This is a genomic window from Nocardia rhizosphaerae (assembly GCF_042650365.1).
GTDB lineage: Bacteria > Actinomycetota > Actinomycetes > Mycobacteriales > Mycobacteriaceae > Nocardia > Nocardia rhizosphaerae.
The window spans coordinates 582,892-605,208 of sequence record NZ_JBHSBA010000003.1; the positions used below are offsets into that span (position 1 = coordinate 582,892).

Consider the following 22,317-nt stretch of genomic DNA (forward strand, 5'->3'; position numbering starts at 1 on the left):
CGGCGATCTTGCGCACCGATCAGCGACGCCCGCGCTCGCGATAGTGGCGGCGTTGCTGCTTCGCGATGGTCCGCCAAACCTGTTCCCGTTCGGCGGCAAGCCGCCTGTCGGTGCGCGCGGCCATCCACTCGTTCTCCTTGGCCAGCTTGCGATAGCTCGCGAACCTGCGCTCGGGGAGCGTGCCATCGGCCAGCGCGGCGAGCACGGCGCAGCCGGGTTCGCTCTGGTGCGCGCAATCGGCGAAACGGCAATCAGCGGCGAGTGATTCGATATCGCTGAACGCCTTGCCGATCCCGTCTGCCGCGTCGTAGAGGCCGATGCCGCGCAGACCGGGGGTGTCGATGAGCGTGCCGCCGCCGGGCAGCGGCCGCAACTCCCGGTGCACCGTGGTATGCCTGCCCTTGCCGTCGACGGCGCGAACCGCGTTGGTGGCGAACACCTCGGCGCCGAGCAGCGCGTTGGCGAGCGTGGACTTGCCGGCGCCGGATGGCCCGATCAGCACGACGGTGCCGTCGAGCAGCGCGTTGAGCACGTCCAGCCCGGTCTCGGCCGCCGAACTCACCGCGAGCACCGTGGCTCCAGGGGCTACCGCACGCACCTCGTCGAGCGGGATATCCACGGCCGCATCCGCTTTGGTGAGCACCACGACCGGCATCGCGTTGCTTTCCCAGGCCAGCGCGAGCATCCGTTCGATCCGCCCGAGGTCGACATCACCATCGGCGGCGGTACAGATCAGCACGGTGTCGACATTGGCCGCCAGCACCTGGGCGACCGAACGCCCCGATACCGACGATCGCACGATCGCCGAGCGCCGCGGCAACAACTGCCGCACGGTGTGGTCGGCGTCGATGCCGACCCAGTCGCCGGTGCACAGCCCGGTGATCTCCCGTGGACAACCGGCGCGTGCCGGTCCGGTGGGCGTCACCACATCGCATTCGCTGCGGTCCATCCGGACGATGCGCGCCGGAGTCAGACCCTCGGTGAGCGCGGGGAGATATTCGGAAGCTACGGCTTCGGTCCAGCCGTAAGGGACGAGACGGTCGTAATCGACCATTGCTGAGATCCTTCGTCGGGCGCTGAACCCGACCAGGGTTCAGCGAGTAGGGGTGATGTCCGAAACAGCCAGGGCCGCCGCGTACTCGCGGGCCCCGGGCACAGCAACCCACACGTGTGTGCTCACGGACATCCACCTCCTCTCCAACGTCACCCTGAACTCTGCCCCACTTCCCCGATCCGGGCAACCGATTTTTCCCACGACCCCGGAAGGGCCTGCGATCGGCTGGACGCGGGTATCAGTCCGGCTTGCCGAACTGCTCGTTGCGGCCGAGCGAGCGCAACCGGAACCACTCCCGCAGACCGGCCGGATCGCGCCTGGTCACCAGGAAGAACCAGGAGAACCGGATCCACTCCTGCGGCAGCAGCTTACGCATGCCGGGCTGCGACATCAGGTACCCGCGATTGCGGTAGGTGAAGTAGCGCTTCACCGGATCGTCCGGGTATTGGGTGTGCATGCGCCCGCCGAGGATCGGCTTGAACTCCTCGGCACCGTTCGGGTGCAGGTAGGCCGTCTGCAGACAGGTACCGAACGGCAGGCCGGAACGGACAAGCCGTCGGTGCACCTCCACCTCGTCGCCGCGCACGAACAGCCGCAGATCGGGCACCCCGATCAGGTCGACGGCCTTGGCCGAGATCAGCGCGCCGTTGAAGAGTGAGGCGATACCGGGCAGGAAGTCCTCGTCGCCGAGCTCGGAGCGCAGCCGCCGCCACACCACGCCGCGGCGCAGCGGGAAGGCGAGCCGGTCGGGTTCGTCGATATCGCACACCACCGGCGACACCTCGACGAGCTGATGCCTGCGCGCGCAGTCGAGCAGCGTCGCCAGCACCTCGGGGCCGTCGGGACGGCCGTCGTCGTCGGCCAGCCACACCCAGTCCGCGCCCATCGTGAGCGCGTGCAGCATGCCGAGCGCGAAACCGCCCGCGCCGCCGAGATTGTGCCGCGAGCCGAGATAGGTCGCCTCGATCGGCTGCTGGGCGACCAGCTCGGCGACCTCGTCCTCATTGGCGTTGTCGACCACGATCAGATGGTCGAGCGGCCGCGACTGCGAGGCGAGCACCTTCAGCGACTCGGCGAGCAACTCGCGGCGCTTGTGCGTGACGACAACGCCGATGATCCGCGCCTGCGGGCCGGTCTCGGTCCGCAGATCGGCCGGCTCGGCGCCCGGCGGCAGCTCGGCGTCGTCGGGCAGCACGGCGGACTCGGCCTCCAGCCGATCGGTCATGCTGAACCCGCCGGGCACGGCCTGCTTGGCGTCGTCACCTGTCATGCTGCGCACTCCTGGCGTGCTCGGGCGGCCTGGCGTGGTTACGCGCGCTGCCGCCTCCGGCCGCTGACCTGTCATGCCTGGTTTTTCTCCAGTTCTCGCTCGCCGTCCGCGCCTGCCGCGTTCTCGGCCTCCAGCTCACGCAGCACCTGTGCGACGTGGTTACCCGCGTCCTGACCCTCATACGCCCGCACGACTTCTTCGATACCGCCGTGCTGACGGATCTGCCCGTGATCGACCCACATCGCGGTATCGCACAGCTGCGCCAGGAATTCGTTGGAGTGGCTGGCGAACACCAGGATGCCCGAGCGGGCCACCAGGGATTGCAGCCGGGTGCGCGCCTTCTTCATGAACTCGGCGTCGACCGCGCCGATGCCCTCGTCCAGCAGCAGGATCTCGGGGTCGATCGAGGTGACGACACCCATCGCCAGCCGCACCCGCATGCCGGTGGAGTAGGTGCGCAGCGGCATCGACAGGTATTCGCCGAGCTCGGTGAAGTCGGCGATCTCGTCGATCTTGGCCATCATCTGCTTGCGGGTCTGCCCGAGGAACAGCCCGCGGATGATGATGTTCTCGTAGCCGGAGATCTCCGGGTCCATGCCGACGCCGAGGTCGAAGACCGGCGCCACCCGGCCACGGATGCGGGCACTGCCACGCGAGGGCTCGTAGATGCCCGACAGCAGCCGCAGCAGCGTCGACTTGCCCGCGCCGTTGTGCCCGACCAGGCCGACCCGGTCGCCTTCCTTCAGCGACAGGTTGATGTCGCGCAGTGCCTCGACCACCACCACATCGGAACTGTTGCGGCCGATCGCGCCACCGGCCTTGCCGAGGAACGCCTTCTTCAGCGACCGCGACTTGGCGTCGAAGATGGGGAACTCGACCCAGGCCTGCTGGGTTTCGATACTCACACGGCTCATCGCCAGACTGCTCCTAAACCCAGTACGGGACGCGGGCACGGTACTGCTTGAGCGCCAGGATCGCGACGACCCAGCCCACCACCGTGATGGTGAGCACGATCGCCCAGTGATGCCATTGCGACGGCTCGCCGAGCAGCGGAGCGCGCACGATCTCCAGGTAGTGGAAGGTGGGCACGATCTCGATCAGTTTGGCCCGGTCGCTCATCCCGCCGACCGCGTTCTCCAGCGCCTTGGTCGACCACATGACCGGTGTGAGGACGAACAGCATCAGCGTCATCGAGCCGAGGATCGGGGCGATATCGCGGTAGCGGGTGGAGAAGATGCCGAACACGATCGACACCCACATCGCGTTGAGGAAAAGCAACCCGATCGCGGGGATCGCCAACAGCACCGACAGATCGAGGTTGCGCCAGAGCGCGAACACCACGAGCAGCAGCGCGTAGATCGCCGCGTTGTGGATGAAGAACAGGAACTGCCGCCACACCAACCGGTACACATGCACGCTCAACGCCGACGGCAACTGTTTGATCAGGCCCTCGTTGGCGATGAAGACATCGGCACCCTCGAGGATCGAGGCGTTGATCACGTTCCAGATGATCAGGCCGATGGTCACATACGGCAGGTACTCGCGCAGCGGCTGGTTCAGCAGCGTCGAATACAGCAGCCCCATCGCCAACGCCTGCAACCCGGTCGCGATGGTGATCCAGAACGGGCCGAGCACCGAGCGGCGGTAGCGCTGCTTGATGTCCTGCCAGCCAAGCGACAGCCAGAGTTCGCGCTGCCCGAAGCCGTCGCGCATGTCCTTGAACGCGCGCTTGAACGTCTGCGAATCCGACACGATCGGTGTCGCGGCCTGCGGCGGCGCGTCGGTGGTGTGCTCGGCTTCGGCTACCGTGGCCGGCTCGGTGTCGCCTGCGGGAGTGTCTTCGGAATGCACGGGGCTCTCTTCGGGACGCACGTCACTCTGGTCGGAGACCGATTCGGGGCGGGCGGCGGCTGCGGGCACGGTCCCCGACCTTACAGGGTTGGACCTGGGCGAGTACGCGGTGTGCTAGAGGTACTGTCCCCCACCCACATGACCGTGCTTCTGGTCGCCCGCCGCGTGCATACCCGGCGGCAAGGCGCCCTGACGCATCTGTTCCAGCTGGGCGCGCGCGGCCATCTGCTGGGCGAACAGCGCGGTCTGGATACCGTGGAACAGCCCTTCCAGCCAGCCGACCAGCTGGGCCTGCGCGATCCGCAACTCGGCGTCGGAGGGCACCGACTCGTCGGTGAACGGCAGCGTGAGACGTTCCAGCTCCTCGCGCAGCTCGGGCGCCAGGCCCTGCTCGAGTTCGCGGACCGAGGACTTGTGGATCTCCTTGAGGCGGCTGCGGCTCGCGTCGTCGAGGGGAGCGGCCCGCACCTCTTCCAGCAGCTGCTTGATCATGGTGCCGATGCGCATCACCTTGGCGGGCTGCTCGACCATGTCGGCCAGCGATTCGCCGTTCTCGGTGTCATCGGCGCCGGATTTCTCGTCGTCGGAGACGACCTGTCCGGTGAAGGCGGCACCGCCGTTCTGGTCGGCGGGCACGGTGAGCGGACGGCCGTCGGGACCGATCACGACGATGGTTTCCGGTTCATCCTCCGAGTGCGTCATACCCCCCATCATTGCGTGTGTGTCGGGTTCGCGCTAAAACCCCGACGCGGTTACCTCGGGACGGCTGCTGCCCTTAAAGTGGCGGGCATGACTTATGACGTCGCGAGGGTTCGGGGCCTGATACCGTCCCTGGGCGACGGCTGGATTCATCTGGATCCGCAGGCGGGGATGCTCGTTCCCGATTCGGTATCGCGTGCCGTGTCAACGGGTTTCCGCACCTCCTCGTTTTCCCACATCGGCCGCCACGGCGCGGCGACCCGCAGCGGCGCGATTCTCGACGCCGCCCGTGCGGCGGTCGCCGACCTGGTCGGTGGAGATCCGGCCGGCGTCGTGCTCGGACCCGATCGCGCGGTGCTGCTGGCCTGGCTGGCCGAATCGCTGAGCTCCCGGCTCGGTCTCGGCACCGGGATCGTGCTGTCCCGGCTCGACGACGAGGCCAATGTCGCGCCCTGGCTGCGCATCGCCAACCGCTACGGCGCTCATGTGCGCTGGGCCGAGGTCGAGATCGAGACCTGCGAGATGCCGTCGTGGCAGTTCGAGGAGCTCATCGGCCCAACTGCGCGCTTGGTCGCGCTCACCGCGGCGTCCCCGATCGTCGGCTCGGCGCCCGCGGTCCGGGTGGCCGCCGACCGGGTGCACGACGTGGGCGGACTGCTGGTCGCCGACGCGTTCGGCGCGGCACCGTACGCGCTGATCGATATCGACGAACTCAACGCCGACGTGGTCGCGCTGAGCGCGCCGTCGTGGGGCGGCCCGCAGGTGGGCGCGCTGGTATTCCGCGACCCGGCCTTCCTCGACCGCATCCCGTCGATGTCGCTCAACCCCTATGCCAAGGGCGCTGAACGGCTCGAGGTCGGTGGGCATCAGTACGCGCTGCTCGCCGGGCTCACCGAGTCGATCGATTTCCTCGCCGGGCTCGACGAGCGCGCGCGAGGCAGCCGCAGGGAACGGCTGGAGATGTCGATCACCTCGCTGCAGGACTATCACGATCAGCTGTTCGACCATCTGATGCAGGTACTCGAGAAGGTGGACAACCTCACCGTGATCGGCAGGGCTTCCACTCGCATCCCCACCGTCAGCTTCACGATGGCGGGGATGCAGGCGGAGAAGGTCGCCGCGAAGCTGGCCGACAACCGGATCGGCACGGTCAGCGGGGTGCACGGCGGGAGCAGGCTGCTCGACGCGCTCGGCGTCAACGACGAGGGCGGCGCCGTCACCATAGGTTTGGCGCCGTACACCACGCGCTATGAGATCGATCAGCTCGGCCGGGCGCTTGGGGCGCTCGAGTAGGCCACGGTAGTCACACACTTCTGTGCCGAACGGTCGCAATTTCGACCATCCGGTGCGTTTGTGCGCGCTCAGCGTTGGTCCACCCGCAGGACGATCTTGCCGAAGGTCTCCGGCGAATCCAGCAGCTCATGCGCCCGCCCCGCCTCGGTGATCGGCAGTTCCGCCGAGATCACCGGCACCACCTCGCCCGCAGCCACCAGCGGCCACAGCCGCTCGCGCACCGCGGCGATCACCTCCGCCTTGCTGCCAGTGCCGGTGCGCGGCCGGTTCCGCACGTTGGTCGCGTGCAGGGTGCCCCATTTGCGGAGCAGTGTCGCCAGATTCAGCGTGCCCGAGACCCCGCCCTGCATGCCGATCACCACCAGCCGTCCGCGCGATGCCAGCGCCTCCACATTGCGTTCGAGGTACAGCGCACCCATATTGTCCAGAATCACGTCGGCGCCACCCTGGTCGGCGATAGCCGTGACGAAGTCCTCGGTCTTGTAGTTGATCAGCAGCTCGGCGCCCAGCTCGGCGCACTTGGCCAGCTTCTCGTCCGAGCCCGCGGTAACCGCGACGCGGGCGCCGAGCTGCCTGGCCGCCTGGATCGCGTGCGTCCCGATCCCGCCACCACCACCGTGGATCAGCACCAGCTCGCCTGCGCGCAGTCCGGCCGTCGACACCAGGTTCGACCACACCGTCGCCGCCACCTCGGGCAGGCCGGCCGCCGCGACCGGATCGAGCCCGTCCGGGATCGGCAGCAGCTGGGTCGCAGGCACCGCGACCAGTTCGGCGTACCCGCCGCCGGACAACAGCGCGCACACCCGATCGCCCACCCGCCACTCGCGCACACCGTCCCCGAGCGCGACGATCGTCCCAGCACACTCCAGCCCCGGCACCGTGCTCGCGTCGGCAGGCGGCGGATAGAACCCGCGCCGCTGCAGCACGTCGGCCCGGTTCACCCCCGCCGCGACCACCTCGACCAGTACCTCACCGGGCCCCGGCTCCGGGTCGACCGTCACCGTCCACGCCATCACCTCTGGCCCACCGAACCCGTTCAATTCGATTGCACGCATGGGCCAATCCTCCACCGTGAACCACCGCCGCGGAGATCACCCCGAATACTCGCGAGAGTCGGAGCCCATGCGTCCGCTACCATCGCAGGCGAAGGAGACGTGGCAGAGCGGCCGAATGCACTCGCCTTGAAAGCGAGCATGGGTAACACCATCGGGGGTTCAAATCCCTCCGTCTCCGCCAGCGTCCGTTGGATCTAGCTGTCGGCTCGGTGCCCGACCGTGGCTAGGCTTCGTCCCAGGCCTGGATCGAGGTCTGGTCGACGATGCGGCCGTCGCGGATGTCGGCCATGGAGTGGACGAGAACGCGGGTGCCGTCGGGGTAGCGGCAGGACTCGACGAAGGCGATGTGGTCGCCGTCGGTCAAGATGCTCTCCAAGGTGTGGGTCATCTCGCGGGCGCACACGTCGGTGAACATCTCGCCGATCGCGGAACGCCCGTGCAGGACCTTGGGATGACTCGGCTGGTCGTTGTGGTCGACCATGCGGATCTCGGCGTCGTCGCCGTAGAGCGTAAGCAGGGTCTGCGCGTCGCGGCCCTCGATACCGCGGCGCAGCGCCTCGGCATCGAATCCCGAACTGGAAGCGGTGCTCATCGTGGGTCTCCTCGCTTGTCGTCAGCGAGCCGGACCAGGGCGATTCGGCCCGTACCCAGGGACTTTACGCCGGTCGATCGCCACGCGGAACTGTCGAATCAGTTGTCGGCGCGTTTGACGAAGTTCGGCCGGATGTCGAGGTCGGGCGCGTCGTAGTAGCGGTGGAAGGTGGGGGTCAGTCCCGAGGAGATCGGCGGATTGATCCAGCTCCAGTCGGTGGGGCAGCGGCGGCCCGCCGCCTCCTCGCGCTGGACGTGATCGCAGAACTGTTTGGCGACGGTGTGGTGGTCGACCATGTGCACGCCGGAGGTACGGAAGCTGTGCAATACGGCGTGATTGAGTTCGATCAGCGCCTTGTCGCGCCACAGGGTGCGAACCGAGGAGGTGTCGAGCCCCATCATATCGGCGATCAGCGGCAGCATGTTGTAGCGGTCGGTATCGCTGAGATTGCGCGCGCCGATCTCGGTGCCGACATACCAGCCGTTGAACGGGGCGAACGGATAGGTGATCCCGCCGATCTCCAGATCCATGTTCGAGACCGCCGGTAGCGCGTGCCATTTCAGGCCGAGGGTAGCGAACCACGGGTAGTCGGGATGGCTCAGGTCGACCTCGCGGACCAGCTCGCGCGGTACCTCGAAGTAGGTCAGGCCTTCGTCGGGCGTGCTGATCAGCACCGGCAGGATGTCGAACGGTGTGCGTGCGCCGCGCCAGCCGAGGGTCATCGCCTCCTCGGTCGCTGCGATATTGGCCGGATCGCCGGTGACGGTGCCGTCGCCGTTGGGGTAGCCCGCGTAGCGGATCAGCTGCGAGCTCACGATCCGGTATTCGCGGCCGGGCTCGTACTGCGGGCCGACGGTGATCATCGATTGGATCGCGCCGCCGTTCGTGGCCAGCCGCAGGTGCTGCCAGCAGGCCTCGGAAAGCTCTCGCGCGGAAGTAACCCGGCGGGCGTCGAGCAGCTTCAGCGATCGCCAATGCTTGCGGCCGACGCAGCGGGCATGGTTGCGCCAGGCCAGCTTCGCGCCGATCAGGATCTCCTCGGCGGTCTGCTGATAGCTGCCGGTGGCTCGCAGTTCGGCCAGCGCGTTCAGGCGCCGCTGGACGGGGAGATGACCCAATTCGGGTTGCCGGAAGAAGTCGTCGCAATCCTGTAACCGCTGATCCAGCGCGTTGCCCGGAACGGCCATGTCATCCGTTGAAGTGACTGTGGTGGAGGGCGTTTCGCAGACAGCGGGGCGAGAGCGTTGGTTCACGGGTACATCTCCGGTCGGGCGGCGGGTGCTTGGCCGTGCAGGCGGACCCGGGATGTGGGACGACCACCTGCCGACAACGCTTTGCTCGACCGGAGGCACGCGTCGACCGATACCCGGTCGACGCTCACCCCCTACCTGGTCGTCCTGTGAGAACTCCGAGATTCGCTGTACACCAGCCTACGACCGGTGTGCTGGCGGTGTGCTCGAAATCGCTGTAATGCCACCGTGACCCGACGTCAAGGCCCACTGACGAAGGGCTGACCTACCGGAACCGGGCCGCGTTCTCCGGGGCGGTGGCGAAGGCGAGGAATTGCTCGTTCTCGTGCGGATCGCCGATCGTCACCCGAACCCCGTCGCCGGCGAACGGTCGCACGAGCACGCCCGCCGCGGCACCTGCCTCGGCGAATGCCATGCTGTTCGCGCCGAGCGGCAGCCAGACGAAATTGGCCTCGCTCGGCGGCACCGCGTAGCCGGCGGCCAGCAGCGCGTCGCGCACCTGCGCCCGCTGGGCGACCAGGACGTCGGTGCGGTCGAGCAGTTCGCCGCGCGCCTCCAGCGAGGCGATCGCGGCCGCCTGCGCCACCCGGTTCACGCTGAACGGAATGTGCACCTTCAGTAGCGCGGTGATCACCTCCGGATCGCCGACGGCGTAGCCGACGCGCAGGCCCGCCAGCCCATAGGCCTTCGAGAACGTGCGCAGCACAACCACATTCGGGCGGTCACGGCCGATCTCGACGCCGTCGGGGCGGGTCTGCGGGGTGAGTCGCAGGTATTCGTAGTAAGCCTCGTCCAGCACCACGAGCACGTGGGCGGGCACCTGATCCAGAAAGCGCTCCAGTTCGGCGCGCCCGTGCGCGGTGCCGGTCGGGTTGTTCGGATTGCAGACGAAGACCAGTTTGGTGCGCGCGGTGACCGCGGCGGCCATCGCGTCCAGGTCGTGCAGGTGGCCGTCGGCCAGCGGCACCGGCACCGCGGTGGCATTGCCAACCTGGGTGACGATCGGGTACGCCTCGAACGAGCGCCAGGCGAACACCACCTCATCAGTAGGCGCGTCGCAGGTGATCTGCACGAGCTCCTGGCACAGCGCCACACTGCCGCAGCCGACGGCCACGTTGGCCACGGTCACACCGAGGAAGTCGGCCAGCGCGGCCCTCAGCTCGGTGACCTGGTTGTCCGGGTACCGGTTGGCCTGCTCGGCTGATTCCGCGATCGCCTTCGCCGCGCTCGGCAGTGGGCCGAAGGTCGTTTCGTTCGAGGCCAGCTTCACCGCGTCCGGGTGGTTGCGGCCGGGTACGTAGGCCGGGATGGTGGCGAGGTCGGGGCGGATGTGCGCGGTCACCCCTCCACCCTACGGCCGAGGCGCGGCGCGGCGGGAAAGACCTACCCATCCACAGTTCTGCCGCCTACGCTGGGTTTATGGCGGGCACTTACGACGACGTCGCCCCGCTTCGGCAGGTGGAACCCACCGTCGAGGCGCGCGATACCGAGATGGCAGCCACCGCGACGCGGACCACGGTGCCCATCACCGTGGTCGAACCGGAGCGGGTCGCCCGCGGCGGCATCGTCGTCTTGCACGAATCGCGCGAATTCTCGCCCCAGCTGATCGACCTGATGCGGGCACTGTCGGTGGAGGGCTGGATCGTCGTCGCGCCGCACCTGTTCGACCGGATCACCGACGACGAGACGCACCAGGTCTTCGGCGACGAACTCTTCGACGACTTCGACGCCGGGTTCGACTGGCTCACCCGGCGCGGTGTCTTCCCCGACACCATCGGCGTGCTCGGCTTCGACACCGCGGGCACCGCCGCGTTCCTCGTCGCCACCAACCGGCCGATCGGCGCCGCGGTGAGCGTCGCGGCTCCAGGGATCACCGAACCACTGCCGGACCAAGACGTCGCCCTGATCGAGGTGGCCGCCAGCCTGCAGGCGCCGTGGCTCGGCCTGTTCGGCGCCGACGACCCGGCCACCCCACCCGAGGCCGTCGACCGACTCCGCGACGCCACCGCGCGTGCCAATGTGGCCAGTCTCACCATCACCTATCCCGGCCTCACGCACCGCGCCGACCGACCCGATCCCGACGACGACGCCGCCAATGCCATCCGGATCGACTCGCAGACCCGCATCTACGACTGGTTCGACAGCAACCTACGCTAGCTGACCAGGCGTTTTGGACTACATGAACTGCTCGTGTAATCTTCATTCCCGGCGGTTCGACAAGGACCGGTGCCCTCGAAGAGAAGGCTCCAGGAGGCGTGCCAGAGCGGCCGAATGGGACTCACTGCTAATGAGTTGTCCCTTCACGGGGACCGGAGGTTCAAATCCTCTCGCCTCCGCCACACCCGGTTCGCCGGGTACAACTGAAGACCATGCGCCCGTAGCTCAACGGATAGAGCACTTGACTACGGATCAAGAGGTTAGGGGTTCGAATCCCTTCGGGCGCACAACAATCCGCCTCCTACCAGCGTCAGCCGGTAGGAGGCGGATTTCGTTTCGGTGTCCTACTTCCAGGCGGGGAGTGGGGGGAGGGGGCCGGTGAGGTCGGCGCCGGGGGAGCGGCCGAGGAGCCAGGCGAGTAGGGCGGGGGAAGGGCCGAGGACGGTGTGGTGGGGGCGGCCGGGGCCGATGGTGGCGATGAAGTCGGTGTCGGTGGCCTGGATGTCGAAGGCGGGGGTGGCGTCGGGGACGAGTTTCGCCGACAGGTCGGTGACGGCTTCGGGGAGCAGGCGGGCGACGAAGGGGGCGGGCCAGTCGGCAGGGGTGTAGCCGACGCCGAGGTCGACGTGATGAATCTCGGTCTCGCGCAGGCGCATCCACGGAATCTGGTCGGCGGTGAGCGCGCCGCCCTGGCGATTGCGGACCACCGCCTGCCAGGCCTCGGCGGGCATCGTGGCGGCCACCGCCTGCCAGCGGTGCGCGGCGGCGGTGAAGTCGGCGTGCTGGACGTCGAGCGGGCGGGGCGCGCCGGTCTCGATGTCGGCATCGCGCACCGCCGGGCTCGCGTACTGCGGGATCTCGATGCCGGTGCGCGCCCACAGGAGCAGATTCAGCAGGCTGTCGGCATTGCGGGACATATGCGCCACGACATGCCCGCGGGTCCAGCCGGGCAGCCGCGATGGTGCACGCAGGTCGGCCTCGGTGAGCGCGCCGATGGCGGCGTCGAAGCGGGCGGTCGAAGTGGCGACCTGGGCGAGCAGGTCGGTGGGAGTTGCCGTTGCGCTGGTCACGGGATCGAGCGTAGTTGCCTGCGCTGCCGGACACCGGCGATCACGTCGGTGTCCGTACTCGCCTGTGGATAACCGCGAACCTGTGGACAACTGGGGAGTTCTCGGCACCTGACGGCCCTGCCGAGGACCGCCCGTATGTGACGATTCAGCTCGCGGCGATCGCGTCGGCCTCGATCTCGATCAGCAGTTCGGGCGCGATCAGCGCGGTCACCTCGTACATCGAGGCGGCGGGGCGGATCTTGTCGAACACCTCGGAATGCGCGGCGGCGACCTCGGGCCAGCGGGCGATATCGGTGACGAAGATGCGGGTACGCACCACATCCCGCAGGCTCGCCCCGGCCTGGTCGAGCGCGGTGGCGATGCGGGCGAGCACCTCACGGGTCTGCGCGCCGATGTCGTCACCACCGACCGCCCCGCCACCGGGGGCGGCCGCCGTCGTACCGCTGACCACGACGTGATCACCCACCCGGACCGCACGCGAATACCCGACGACATCTTCGAAATCGGAGGCGGAGGAAATGTTCACCCGAGTTGTGCTCATGGCAGTCAGGATCATTCATCGCGCGATGCCGCACAATGCCGGTGCCGCGGGCCCGGCCAGGTCGCGGTCACTCGATCCACTCGCCGGCTTCGGCCAGCACGGCCGCCGCGAGCGTGAGCAGCCACAGCGACATCGCTCCCACCTGGATGCGCTGGGCGATGCCGAGCGCGTACGAGCCGGAAAGGTTGTCGGCCACCAGCATCCAGACGGTCGCCACCGCTCCGGTGACCAGCACGACGGCACCGAACACCCGCAGGATCCGCCAGCGGTGATAGCGATGGGCGGCGAGAGTGAACGCGAAGGCGGCCACCGCGATCGAGGTGACGGCCAGCGTGCTGGTGAGTGCGTGTGGTTGCCGCAACTGCGGGATCAGGCCGTCGCCACAGCCGCTGTCGGCGGCGGCGCAGTCACGCAGCGGGAACATGGCGTCGGCGATCGTGGCCGCGCCGAAACACCCCAGTGCGACCCAGCCGACGGTGGTGAGCCCGCGTCGGCGGAACACCAGCAACGCACCGACCGCCGCGGGGATCAACAGCAGCCCGACCAGCTTGTCCGCGGTGGCGAAGACCTGGTGGTAGGGCCGGTCGCCGGAGGTGAGCTCGCTGAGGAAGTCGTCGACCGGATCGGTATCGACCGGCAGCACGAACTCGAGCACCCAGGACGAATAGCACAGCCCAGCCAGCGCGATCGCCAACGCGATCACCACGGTGACGCCACGGGAACTCCGCGTGGATTCAGGCACGTCGACCATTGTCGCGCCGGTGCTCGCGCGGCGGGTTCATCGGCGGGATCGGGCGCGTCGCACGCCGCGCTCGTGGTTTCATCACAGCGCGCACAGGTTGCTGTCAGGTTCGCCGGGCAGGCTGGTTGTCGTCACCGAGCAGGAGGTCTAGATGAGCTACGTGATCGCACTGGCCGGATTCGCCGTTGTCCTGGCGATGGCGGTCTCCGGATTCGCCGCGGCCAACGCGCCACGGTCGCTGGTGCGAGTCCGGGTTCACAGCACCCCGCCCCGGCGCTGAACCGCGGGTCGATCACTCGGTTCGTCAGCCCGGTGACCCGCCGGACACGCGGCGGGCACGGACAAGGGCGGCGATCTGTTCGGCGGCCCGGTGCGGATCCTCGTGTTCCCACACCCGCACGACCCGCCAGCCCGCCGCCGCCAGCGTGGCGTCGGTGGCGCGATCCCGTGCCACATTGCCCGCCAGCTTCGCGGCCCACCACTCGGCATTGTTCTTCGGGTCCGTCGCGTGCTCCGGACAGCGGTGCCAGAAACATCCGTCGACGTAGACGGCGATGCGCAGCCGCGGGAACACCACATCGGCGCGGCGCCGCTGACCCAGGATCGGTGGCCGGTCGACGAAATAGCGCAGGCCCGCACGGTGCAGTTCCCGCCGCAAGGCGAGTTCGGGGCCGGTATTCGCCCGCCGCTGGCGCGACATCCGCGCGCTGGTGGCCGGGTCGGTGCGCGGAGCCTGGCCCGGCATCGCGGGTTGCCGAGGTGTGGTCCGCCGTGCGGTCATGCCGCCCAACCGCCCATGCGGTCGAGGTGATCGCGGACATCGTCGAGGAAGCCGGGCGGAAAACGCAGATTGCCCTTCTCCGTGCGGCGCAGGAAGCCCGCGGTGGCTCGCGGCGACAGCAGCCGCGGCTCGGTGAGAAAGTTCTTCAGGTCCTCGTAGGGCTCATGCACCGGCCAGGTCGACAGCGGAACCCGGTGCACCACACCGGCTCTGCCCCAGGCGGCGTTCGGCCACGGCGCACCGGTGCGCAGCGGCTCGCCCACCGTCAGCGGTGCCGACGGCGCGGCCAGCCGTGCCCCGACCCAGCTCGCCATGCGCACGCTCACCGCGTTGCCGACCAGCTTCCAGCGATGTCCCTGCCGGACACCCGGCACCTCGAGCGCCGGTGCGGTCCAGTCGGCGTCGAAGCCTTGCAGCCGCTCACCGTCGACGAGGCCGGGGGTCACGATCTCCCCGGCGGGCAGCCGGACCGCGGGTGGGCTCGCGATACCGAGGCCGGAGCCGCCCTTCAGGGTCGGCACGGCGTTGACGGCCCACCCGAGGCCCCGCACACCTTCGGTCCAGTAGAAGCCGCACGGATCGCGGTCGGGGTCGCCGTACTCGCGCGGGCCCGCGTCGTCGCCGAACAGCACGGCACGTGGGTCCTCGGTCCGGGAGGCCAGCATCAACACCCGCTGGCGGCGCTGCGGTAGCCCGAACGCGCGCCCGTCGACGACGCGATAGGCCCAGGTGTATCCGAGCTCGTCGAGCGCGCCGGTGATGTGGCGCATCGCCGCGCCTCGGCCGAGCTGGAGCATGAACGGGACGTTCTCGATGAGCAGCCAACGCGGGCCCGCTTTGCGGCGGACCAGCCGGAACACCTCGTCGACCAGGCCGGAGCGGCGGCCGGTGATGCCCGCGGTCCGGCCAGCCTGGGACAGGTCCTGACACGGGAAACCGGCGGCGACCAGCTCGGTGCCCGCAGGCAGGGAACGCAGCCGGGTGATGTCGCCGTGCAGCGGGGTATCGGGAAAACGCGCGGCGAGCACGCCCTTGGCGCCGGGGTCGATCTCGCACAGCAACTCCGTGGACCAGCCGTGCGCGCCGAGGCCGAGTTCGAGCCCGCCGATCCCGGCGAACAGCCCGACCATCCGAGTCAACGGCCCTCCTGTGTTGTTGGGCTCGCTGTCCGGCGACCCGCTGCGCACACCTGCGGCGAATTGTATCGGGCCGCTGGTCGGCGCCGCGGCGGCCGGAAAATCAGTGGCTCGCTCCGGTGGTCCGGTGAGACTCTGGACGAGCCGAACCTGTCGGACCCGATGCGAACATCATCTGGCGTCCGTTCCGGAAATCAACCATCCACCGGACACCGAGGGGGAGTCTTGTCTGTCACTTTGGAGCTGGCGGCCACCGAATCGGAGGCCGACAGATCGGGGCGGCCCGCGCCGCGGTCCAGCGCGGGATTGGGGTCGCTGCGCCGATTTCTGCCCCATCTCCGGCCCTATCGGGTGCCGTTGATCGCGGCCAACGTGCTCGCGATCGTCACCTCGGTCGCCGCGATCGCGGTCCCGCTGGTGATCGCCAGGGTGATCGACGGTCCGATCGCGCAACGGGATTTCGCGGGCTTGCTCGCCCCGGTGGCACTGGTCTTCGTCCTCGGGGCGATGGAATCGCTCGGCATGTGGGGGCGGCGATGGCTGGTGTCCAAACCATCGACGCTGTTCGAGATCACGATGCGGGCCAAGCTGTTCACCCAGCTGCAGGCGCTCGCGATCGGCAGGCACGACGCCTGGCAGTCGGGTCAGCTGCTCTCGCGCGCGATCGACGACCTGGCGGTGCTGCGGCGCTTCGTCGCGTTCGCCGGGCCCTTCCTCATCGTCAACGGCGTGTTCCTTCCGGTCGGTCTGCTCGCCCTGTTCGCGATGAATTGGCAAGTGGGGCTGGTCTTCACGGTGATCTCGCTGCCGCTCACGGTGGTCTGCACGCGCTTCGTGCGGCGTTTCGAAGTGGCCTCGCGGCGTTCTCAGGATCAGGCGGGCGATCTGGCGACCATCGCGCAGGAGTCGGCGCAGGGGGTGCGAGTGCTCAAGGCGCTCGGCCGCGGCAGCCACTTCGGTGCGCGATTCACCGCGCTGTCGCGGGAACTGCAGCAGACCGAATTGGTGAAGGTGCGCCTGGACGCCACCCTGTGGGCGGCGCTGGTCGCGGTGCCGACGATCGCGATCGCGGTATCGCTCGGCATCGGCGGCTATTCGGTGGTGCAGGGTTCGATGACGATGGGCACCCTGGTCGCGAGTATCACTCTGGCGACGTTCCTGCAGTGGCCGATCATCTGGATCGGCTTCCTGCTTTCGGAGCTGTTCGAGGCACGCACCGCGGCCGACCGGTTCTGGGAGATCATCGATACCCCGCTCGACATCACCGATCCGCCGCAACCGGTCGACCTGCCCGCAGCGGCACGCGGCGAGCTGGTGATCGACCAGGTGCGCTTCGCCCACCCGGTCGCTGACGGCGCAACCGGCAAACCGGTGCTGGAGAACGTCTCGCTGCGGATCCGGCCGGGTGAGACGCTCGCACTGGTCGGCGCGACCGGCAGCGGCAAGACCGCGCTGCTCGAACTGATTCCCCGGCTCTACGACGTCGACGCGGGCCGTATCAGCATCGATGGTGTCGACATCGCCACGTTGCGCCTGGCCGACCTGCGCCGGATCGTCACCGTGGCCTTCGAGGAGCCGGTGCTGTTCTCGGCCAGCGTCCGCGAGAACGTGGCACTCGGCGATCCCGGCGCCTCCGATACCGATGTGCGGCAGGCACTCGACATCGCCCAGGCGAGCGAGTTCGTCGACGCGCTGCCGTGGGGCCTCGACACCAGGATCGGTGAACAGGGCATGAGTCTGTCCGGCGGGCAGCGGCAGCGCCTTGCCCTGGCCAGGGCTGTGCTCGTCGGCGAGGCGGCCGCCGAGCACGGCCGGATCATGGTGCTCGACGACCCGCTCTCGGCACTGGACGTGGAAACCGAGGAGCGCGTACAGAACCGGCTGCGCACGGTGCTTTCCGGCGCGACCACCCTGCTGGTCGCGCACCGGCCGTCCACGGCGGCACTGGCCGACCGGGTGGCCGTGCTGGCCGACGGACGCATCGTCGCCGAGGGCGTCCACGAGAAGCTGCTGCGCACCAACAGCCACTACCGCGAACTGATGGGAGGTGAATCATGAGCACCGATACCGAGATTCGGGCCGCGCCCGAACAGGCCGCCGACTGGCGCGGCATCGCCAAGGAGGACGATGCCGTCACCGGGACCGGAAATCTGGTGCTGGCCGGGCGATCCCGGCGGCTACTGCTCGATCTGGTGCGGCCATACCGCAAGCAGGCGGTGCTCACCTTCGCGCTGATCCTGCTGGACAACGCGGCCAAGGTGTCGCTGCCGCTGTTCATCGCCTATGGTCTCGATCACGGCATCGGCCAAGGTAGACAGGGCAATTGGACGCCGCTGATCGCGACGGTGGCAGGCTTCGTCGGCGTCACCGCCCTGTCGGGCATCACCACCTATCTGTTCCTGCGGTGCGCGGGTTCGCTGAGTCAGCGGGTGCTGTTCGATCTGCGGGTGCGGGCGTTCGCGCACACCCAGCGGTTGAGCGTGTCCTTCCACGAGACGTACACCTCGGGCAAGATCGTCACCCGGCTCACCAGCGACATCGAGACCCTGCAGGAGCTGCTGGAGGGTGCGCTCAACCAGGCGTTCAGCGCGATCCTCTCGGTGGTTTCCATTGCCGTGCTGCTGGTTTGGCTCGACCCGATGCTCGCCACCATCGTGCTGGTCGGATTCGTGCCGCTGGTGCTGGTCACCCGCTGGGCGCAGCGCAGGCAGCGGGCCGGGTACCGGCGCACGCGCGGGGCGATCGCCCGTGTCGTCGTGCAGTTCGTCGAGTCGATGAGCGGGATGCGCGCGGTGCAGGCGTTCCGGCGGGAGGAGCGCAACAGGGAGGTGCTCGGCGCCGAGGACAGCGAGTACCAGCGGGCGACAACCACCGCGATCCGCGGGATGGGCGACTACGCGGGCCTGTCCAATTTCATCGGCAAGGTCACCACGGTGATCGTGCTGCTGGTCGGTGCCTGGCAGGTGATCGAGGGCAATCTGGCGATCGGTGTGCTCGCCGCCTACCTGCTCTACCTGGACCAGTTCTACGGCCCGCTCGACGAACTCGCCCAGGTGTTCAACTCCTACCAGTCCGCCGCGGCGGCCATGGAGAAGATCTCCGGTGTGCTGGAGGAGGAACCCGAGGTCGCCGAACCCGCCCAACCGGTGGCGCTGGACCGGGCGAGTGGGGCGGTGCGGATGGACAAGGTGTGGTTCGGCTATCACGCCGGCGCGGCTGTCCTGCCCGAGTTCGATCTGGACATCCCGGCCGGGCAGGTGGTCGCGCTTGTCGGCGCGACCGGTGCGGGCAAATCGACGCTGGCCAAGCTGCTCACCCGGTTCTACGACCCGAGCGGCGGCAGGATCACCCTCGACGGTGTCGATCTGCGTGAGCTGGCCGATGCCGAACTGCGCAGGCATATCGTGATGGTGACCCAGGAGGCGTACCTGTTCTCCGGCACCATCGCCGACAACATCCGCCTCGGCAGGCCGGACGCGAGTGACACCGAGGTCGCCGCGGCGGCCATGGCGGTGGGGCTGGACGTGTTCGTGCGCTCGCTGCCCGACGGGTACGCCACCGATGTGCGGACCAGGGGTGGCAGATTGTCGGCCGGGCAGCGTCAGCTGGTGGCCTTCGCCAGGGTGTTTCTCGCCGACCCGGCGGTGATCGTGCTCGACGAGGCCACTTCCAGCCTGGACATCCCCGGTGAACGGCTGGTCCAGCACGCGCTGGAGACGCTGCTGCGCGGGCGCACCGCGGTGATCATCGCGCATCGGCTCTCCACCGTCGCCATTGCCGACCGGGTGCTGGTGCTCGACGCGGGCCGGGTGGTCGAGGACGGCGCACCGGCCGAACTGATCAACGGGCAGGGCCGCTTCGCTGGGCTGCACGCCGCGTGGCGGGATTCGCTGGTCTGATGCCACCGTGTTGTACAGCAGCGGGGCTGGTGTCGCTTACCGTAGAGAGGTGACGACCCCAGCGCCGGGCCACGCCGATGGCCCCACCGAGAACAGACCGGCCTCCCGGTGGCCCGCGGTGCTCACCTGGCGGGCCCACGACAACACCCGGATGGAATCGGTCCGGGTGACGGTCAACGGCAACCGGATCAGGGCGGCGGGCCGGATGATCGGCAGCGCCTGCGACGAGCACCCGGCGTTCAGCGCGTCCTACGATCTGGTCACCGACGAGGCGGGCGCTACCCGGCGTTTGTCGCTGCGAACCACCACCGCCGCGGGCGAACGACACGCCTCCATCTCCCGCGACGAGGAGGACTACTGGCTCGTCGACGCGGGTGGCAGCCACGTGCGCTCCACCTTCGCGGGCGCGCTCGACGTCGACGTGGTGCTCAGCCCGTTCTTCAACACGCTGCCGATCCGCCGGTACGCCCTGCAGCACGCGGTCGGTGACATGCAGGTCCCGGTCGTGTACGTGCGGTTGCCCGATCTGCTGGTGCAGGAGGCCGAGCTCACCTACTCGAGCGCGGCCGACGGCATCAATGTGCTTTCCCCGGTCTCCAGCGCCACGCTGACGGTCGACGCGGAAGGTTTCGTACTCGACTACCCCGGCCTCGCCGAACGGGTCTGATCTCTGGGCGCTCGCGCCACGGCCGGCCAGCTCCCACCCTGCCGCTCGCCGTCGGGTCAGCCCACCGCGGGACAGGTCGGACCCGGTGGCCTGCGGTCACAGGGCCCGCAAGACCCCACCTCGCCGACCTGCCGTGGCCAGTTCGCCGAGCCAGTCGTCGGTGCCGGGCACGATCCCCCTGATCTCCCACCGCTCCCGCTGCTCGTAGGCGGTGCGCCCCCGGTAACCCGCCTCGACGACATCGCCGAGGCTGCCGTCCGCCCGCAGAGCTTCGCGAGTGGTGACCAAGGCGGCGATGGTCTCGTCCAGCACCTGCTCGAGCGCGGTGGCATTCGGCTCACAGATCGCGCGCACAAGATCCGGCGCGGTCCCGGCGACCCGCGTGCCGTCGCGGAACGAACCCGCCGCCAGGCCGATCGCAAGATCGCCACCGGCCGCCCCGGCCGCGGCGAGGGCTTCGGCGAGGACGTGCGGCAGGTGGGAGATCCGCGCGACCGCTTGATCGTGCTCGTCGGCGAGCACCGGAACCACCACCGAGCCGCAGTCCAGCGCCAGCCGCACCACCCGCAGCCACGGCTGGACCTGGGTGCCCTCGTCGACCCCCACCGCCCACACCGCATCTCGGAAGAGCTCGGGATCGGTTGCCGACCAGCCGGATTCGGCGGTCCCCGTCATCGGATGGCCGCCGACGAACTGTGCCGCGACGCCGTGCTCGCGCACCGCGTCCAGCACCGGTCGTTTGATGCTCACCACATCGGTCAGTGGGCACCGCGGCGCGAGCACGGCGATCTCGCCGAGCAGCTGCCGCACCGCGGGCATCGGCACCGCGAGCACCAGCAGCGCGTCGGCCTCGGCGGCCCTACGCAGGACCGCCGAAAGGTCGGTCGAGACGTCGAATCCGTCCCGGCGCGCCGCCAGCGCACCCGAGTCCGACCGGTTGTAACCGAACGCCGGATACCCCGCCGCGACCGCCGCCCGCAGCAGCGAACCGCCGATCAGGCCGGTTCCGAGAACGCAGACAGCGGGGCGCTGGTCGAAGGTCATCACAATAGATTGGCACACGAGTTCATCAATGCGGGCGGGACAGACTACCGTTTGGTCCATGGCAGCACAGCGCTCGGGCTCGAACAGGGCGACGTCGGACGACGACTACGACGTCGAGGGGTTCGCCGTCGCGGTGGTCCGCGAAGAAGGCACGTGGCGATGCACTCCGTTGAGCAACGATGCCCTCGTCGACCTGTCCGTCGCCGAGACCGAACTGAAGGCATTGCGCAGTTCCGGTGCGGTTTTCGGACTGCTCGACGTGGATGACGAGTTCTTCGTCGTGGTGCGCCCGGCGCCGAGCGGCACCCGCCTGCTCGTCTCCGACGCCACCGCCGCGATCGACTACGACATCGCCGCCGACGTCCTCGACGCGCTCAACGTCGAGATCCCCGACATCGACCCCGACGACCTCGACGACATCGAACCGTGGGAGGAGGGCGATCTCGGCGTGCTGTCCGACCTCGGCCTGCCCGAACCGGTGCTCAGCGTGATCCTGGCCGAGACCGACCTCTACCCTGACGAGCAGCTCGGCATGATCGCCCAGCGGCTCGGCTTCGCGTCCGAATTCGCGGCGGTCCTGGACAAACTGCCGCGGTGATCGACGCGGCCGTGACCGACGAGGACATGGTGCGCGTGGCGATCGCCGCCGCGGCCCGCGCCGACCCGCGCGATGTGCCGGTCGGCGCCGTCGTCTTCGCTGCCGACGGCCGAGAACTGGCCCGCGCGACCAATGCCAGGGAGGCGCTGGGCGACCCCACCGCACATGCCGAGATCCTCGCGCTGCGCGCCGCGGCCGCCGCGCACGGTGACGGCTGGCGGCTCGAGGGCGCGACGCTGGCGGTGACCTTGGAGCCGTGCACCATGTGCGCGGGCGCGCTGGTGCTCGCCAGGGTCGGCAAGGTGGTGTTCGGTGCGTGGGAACCCAAGACCGGGGCGGTCGGCTCGCTCTGGGATGTCGTGCGCGACCGCAGGCTCAACCACCGGCCGCAGGTGCGCGGCGGCATCCTCGAGCCGGAGTGCGCCGCGCTCCTCGACGATTTCTTCCGGAATCAGCGCTGACCAGCCGATTTAACGATCGGGCACCCGCTCCGGTATCGTAGGCGGCGGTGGCGTGTCCGAGCGGCCTAAGGAGCACGCCTCGAAAGCGTGTGACGGGTAACCCCCGTCCGAGGGTTCAAATCCCTCCGCCACCGCCACGGAGCCCCTCACCTGATAT

Annotated in this window: 23 protein-coding genes and 4 tRNA genes; 12 read left to right on the top strand and 15 right to left on the bottom strand. The window is 68.9% G+C overall.

The window, feature by feature from the left end; genetic code table 11:
• Positions 1-19: 19 nt before the first annotated feature.
• The 5 genes from rsgA to ACFOW8_RS04295 form a co-directional block, all read right to left on the bottom strand.
• Positions 20-1,054: a ribosome small subunit-dependent GTPase A gene (gene rsgA, locus ACFOW8_RS04275; RefSeq protein WP_378545722.1), complete on the bottom strand. Its 1,035-nt coding sequence runs from the start codon at positions 1,052-1,054 to the stop codon at positions 20-22.
• Between the two features lie 238 nt (positions 1,055-1,292).
• On the bottom strand, positions 1,293-2,324 hold the full coding sequence (glfT1, locus tag ACFOW8_RS04280) for a galactofuranosyltransferase GlfT1 (protein ID WP_378545725.1): 1,032 nt from the start codon (positions 2,322-2,324) through the stop codon (positions 1,293-1,295).
• A 71-nt stretch (positions 2,325-2,395) separates the two neighbouring features.
• Complete coding sequence (gene wzt, locus ACFOW8_RS04285) at positions 2,396-3,238, bottom strand: galactan export ABC transporter ATP-binding subunit Wzt/RfbE (protein ID WP_378545728.1); 843 nt, start codon at positions 3,236-3,238, stop codon at positions 2,396-2,398.
• 13 nt (positions 3,239-3,251) lie between these two features.
• The gene (gene wzm / locus ACFOW8_RS04290) at positions 3,252-4,079 is read right to left on the bottom strand and encodes a galactan export ABC transporter permease subunit Wzm/RfbD (protein WP_378548454.1); all 828 of its coding nucleotides are present in this window, start codon (positions 4,077-4,079) and stop codon (positions 3,252-3,254) included.
• 210 nt (positions 4,080-4,289) lie between these two features.
• Positions 4,290-4,877 carry a bacterial proteasome activator family protein gene (locus ACFOW8_RS04295; protein WP_378545731.1) on the bottom strand — a complete coding sequence of 196 codons (588 nt, stop codon included), beginning with the start codon at positions 4,875-4,877 and terminating at the stop codon, positions 4,290-4,292.
• An 87-nt stretch (positions 4,878-4,964) separates the two neighbouring features.
• On the opposite strand from ACFOW8_RS04295, the gene ACFOW8_RS04300 reads away from it, so the two are divergent.
• Positions 4,965-6,167 carry a cysteine desulfurase-like protein gene (locus tag ACFOW8_RS04300; RefSeq protein ID WP_378545734.1) on the top strand — a complete coding sequence of 401 codons (1,203 nt, stop codon included), beginning with the start codon at positions 4,965-4,967 and terminating at the stop codon, positions 6,165-6,167.
• Positions 6,168-6,235: 68 nt separating this feature from the next.
• On the opposite strand, the gene ACFOW8_RS04305 is transcribed toward ACFOW8_RS04300, so the two are convergent.
• Positions 6,236-7,222 (bottom strand): NAD(P)H-quinone oxidoreductase, encoded by a 987-nt coding sequence (locus tag ACFOW8_RS04305; protein WP_378545736.1) that lies wholly within the window; start codon positions 7,220-7,222, stop codon positions 6,236-6,238.
• Between the two features lie 93 nt (positions 7,223-7,315).
• Here ACFOW8_RS04305 and ACFOW8_RS04310 point away from each other — a divergent pair.
• A tRNA-Ser gene (locus tag ACFOW8_RS04310) sits at positions 7,316-7,403 on the top strand.
• A gap of 42 nt (positions 7,404-7,445) precedes the next feature.
• Here ACFOW8_RS04310 and ACFOW8_RS04315 read toward each other — a convergent pair.
• From ACFOW8_RS04315 to hisC, 3 genes are all read right to left on the bottom strand, one after another.
• Positions 7,446-7,814, bottom strand: a complete 369-nt coding sequence (locus ACFOW8_RS04315) for a nuclear transport factor 2 family protein (RefSeq protein WP_378545739.1) — start codon at positions 7,812-7,814, stop codon at positions 7,446-7,448.
• A gap of 98 nt (positions 7,815-7,912) precedes the next feature.
• Positions 7,913-9,001, bottom strand: coding sequence for a nitric oxide synthase oxygenase (locus tag ACFOW8_RS04320; protein ID WP_378545742.1), 1,089 nt, complete (start codon positions 8,999-9,001; stop codon positions 7,913-7,915).
• 328 nt (positions 9,002-9,329) lie between these two features.
• Positions 9,330-10,406, bottom strand: coding sequence for a histidinol-phosphate transaminase (hisC, locus tag ACFOW8_RS04325; protein WP_378545745.1), 1,077 nt, complete (start codon positions 10,404-10,406; stop codon positions 9,330-9,332).
• Positions 10,407-10,483: 77 nt separating this feature from the next.
• Here hisC and ACFOW8_RS04330 point away from each other — a divergent pair, with 77 nt between their 5' ends.
• From ACFOW8_RS04330 to ACFOW8_RS04340, 3 genes are all read left to right on the top strand, one after another.
• A complete protein-coding gene (locus tag ACFOW8_RS04330; RefSeq protein ID WP_378545748.1) occupies positions 10,484-11,221 on the top strand; it encodes a dienelactone hydrolase family protein in 738 nt (245 codons plus the stop codon).
• A 92-nt stretch (positions 11,222-11,313) separates the two neighbouring features.
• A tRNA-Ser gene (locus ACFOW8_RS04335) sits at positions 11,314-11,403 on the top strand.
• A gap of 32 nt (positions 11,404-11,435) precedes the next feature.
• Positions 11,436-11,508 (top strand) — tRNA-Arg (locus ACFOW8_RS04340).
• A 57-nt stretch (positions 11,509-11,565) separates the two neighbouring features.
• Here ACFOW8_RS04340 and ACFOW8_RS04345 read toward each other — a convergent pair.
• From ACFOW8_RS04345 to ACFOW8_RS04355, 3 genes are all read right to left on the bottom strand, one after another.
• A complete protein-coding gene (locus ACFOW8_RS04345; RefSeq protein WP_378545751.1) occupies positions 11,566-12,291 on the bottom strand; it encodes a maleylpyruvate isomerase family mycothiol-dependent enzyme in 726 nt (241 codons plus the stop codon).
• Between the two features lie 145 nt (positions 12,292-12,436).
• A complete protein-coding gene (locus tag ACFOW8_RS04350; RefSeq protein ID WP_378545754.1) occupies positions 12,437-12,832 on the bottom strand; it encodes a RidA family protein in 396 nt (131 codons plus the stop codon).
• A 67-nt stretch (positions 12,833-12,899) separates the two neighbouring features.
• Positions 12,900-13,574 carry a DUF998 domain-containing protein gene (locus ACFOW8_RS04355; RefSeq protein ID WP_378545757.1) on the bottom strand — a complete coding sequence of 225 codons (675 nt, stop codon included), beginning with the start codon at positions 13,572-13,574 and terminating at the stop codon, positions 12,900-12,902.
• 151 nt (positions 13,575-13,725) lie between these two features.
• Here ACFOW8_RS04355 and ACFOW8_RS04360 point away from each other — a divergent pair, with 151 nt between their 5' ends.
• A complete protein-coding gene (locus ACFOW8_RS04360; protein WP_378545760.1) occupies positions 13,726-13,854 on the top strand; it encodes a hypothetical protein in 129 nt (42 codons plus the stop codon).
• Positions 13,855-13,878: 24 nt separating this feature from the next.
• On the opposite strand, the gene ACFOW8_RS04365 is transcribed toward ACFOW8_RS04360, so the two are convergent.
• Together ACFOW8_RS04365 and ACFOW8_RS04370 are read right to left on the bottom strand one after the other, a co-directional pair.
• Positions 13,879-14,355 carry a very short patch repair endonuclease gene (locus tag ACFOW8_RS04365; protein ID WP_378545763.1) on the bottom strand — a complete coding sequence of 159 codons (477 nt, stop codon included), beginning with the start codon at positions 14,353-14,355 and terminating at the stop codon, positions 13,879-13,881.
• Complete coding sequence (locus ACFOW8_RS04370; protein ID WP_378548457.1) at positions 14,352-15,485, bottom strand: DNA cytosine methyltransferase; 1,134 nt, start codon at positions 15,483-15,485, stop codon at positions 14,352-14,354. Before ACFOW8_RS04370 ends, ACFOW8_RS04365 begins: the two co-directional genes overlap by 4 nt.
• A 231-nt stretch (positions 15,486-15,716) precedes the next feature.
• On the opposite strand from ACFOW8_RS04370, the gene ACFOW8_RS04375 reads away from it, so the two are divergent.
• Genes ACFOW8_RS04375 through ACFOW8_RS04385 form a run of 3 tightly spaced genes read left to right on the top strand, consistent with a single transcriptional unit; the run spans position 15,717 to position 20,057 of the window.
• Complete coding sequence (locus ACFOW8_RS04375; RefSeq protein ID WP_378545767.1) at positions 15,717-17,549, top strand: ABC transporter ATP-binding protein; 1,833 nt, start codon at positions 15,717-15,719, stop codon at positions 17,547-17,549.
• On the top strand, positions 17,546-19,390 hold the full coding sequence (locus ACFOW8_RS04380; RefSeq protein ID WP_378545770.1) for an ABC transporter ATP-binding protein: 1,845 nt from the start codon (positions 17,546-17,548) through the stop codon (positions 19,388-19,390). Before ACFOW8_RS04375 ends, ACFOW8_RS04380 begins: the two co-directional genes overlap by 4 nt.
• 49 nt (positions 19,391-19,439) lie before the next feature.
• Positions 19,440-20,057 (top strand): putative glycolipid-binding domain-containing protein, encoded by a 618-nt coding sequence (locus tag ACFOW8_RS04385; protein WP_378545773.1) that lies wholly within the window; start codon positions 19,440-19,442, stop codon positions 20,055-20,057.
• Between the two features lie 96 nt (positions 20,058-20,153).
• Here the strand turns inward: ACFOW8_RS04385 and ACFOW8_RS04390 are convergent, their stop codons facing one another.
• Positions 20,154-21,101 (bottom strand): prephenate dehydrogenase, encoded by a 948-nt coding sequence (locus ACFOW8_RS04390; protein ID WP_378545776.1) that lies wholly within the window; start codon positions 21,099-21,101, stop codon positions 20,154-20,156.
• 58 nt (positions 21,102-21,159) lie between these two features.
• Between ACFOW8_RS04390 and ACFOW8_RS04395 the strand changes: the two genes are divergently transcribed.
• The 3 genes from ACFOW8_RS04395 to ACFOW8_RS04405 all read left to right on the top strand — a co-directional run bounded on the left by ACFOW8_RS04395 (position 21,160) and on the right by ACFOW8_RS04405 (position 22,297).
• Positions 21,160-21,699: a tRNA adenosine deaminase-associated protein gene (locus ACFOW8_RS04395; RefSeq protein ID WP_378545779.1), complete on the top strand. Its 540-nt coding sequence runs from the start codon at positions 21,160-21,162 to the stop codon at positions 21,697-21,699.
• Between the two features lie 26 nt (positions 21,700-21,725).
• Positions 21,726-22,160: a nucleoside deaminase gene (locus tag ACFOW8_RS04400; RefSeq protein ID WP_378548460.1), complete on the top strand. Its 435-nt coding sequence runs from the start codon at positions 21,726-21,728 to the stop codon at positions 22,158-22,160.
• Between the two features lie 46 nt (positions 22,161-22,206).
• Positions 22,207-22,297: transfer RNA gene (locus ACFOW8_RS04405), tRNA-Ser, on the top strand.
• Positions 22,298-22,317: the final 20 nt, after the last annotated feature.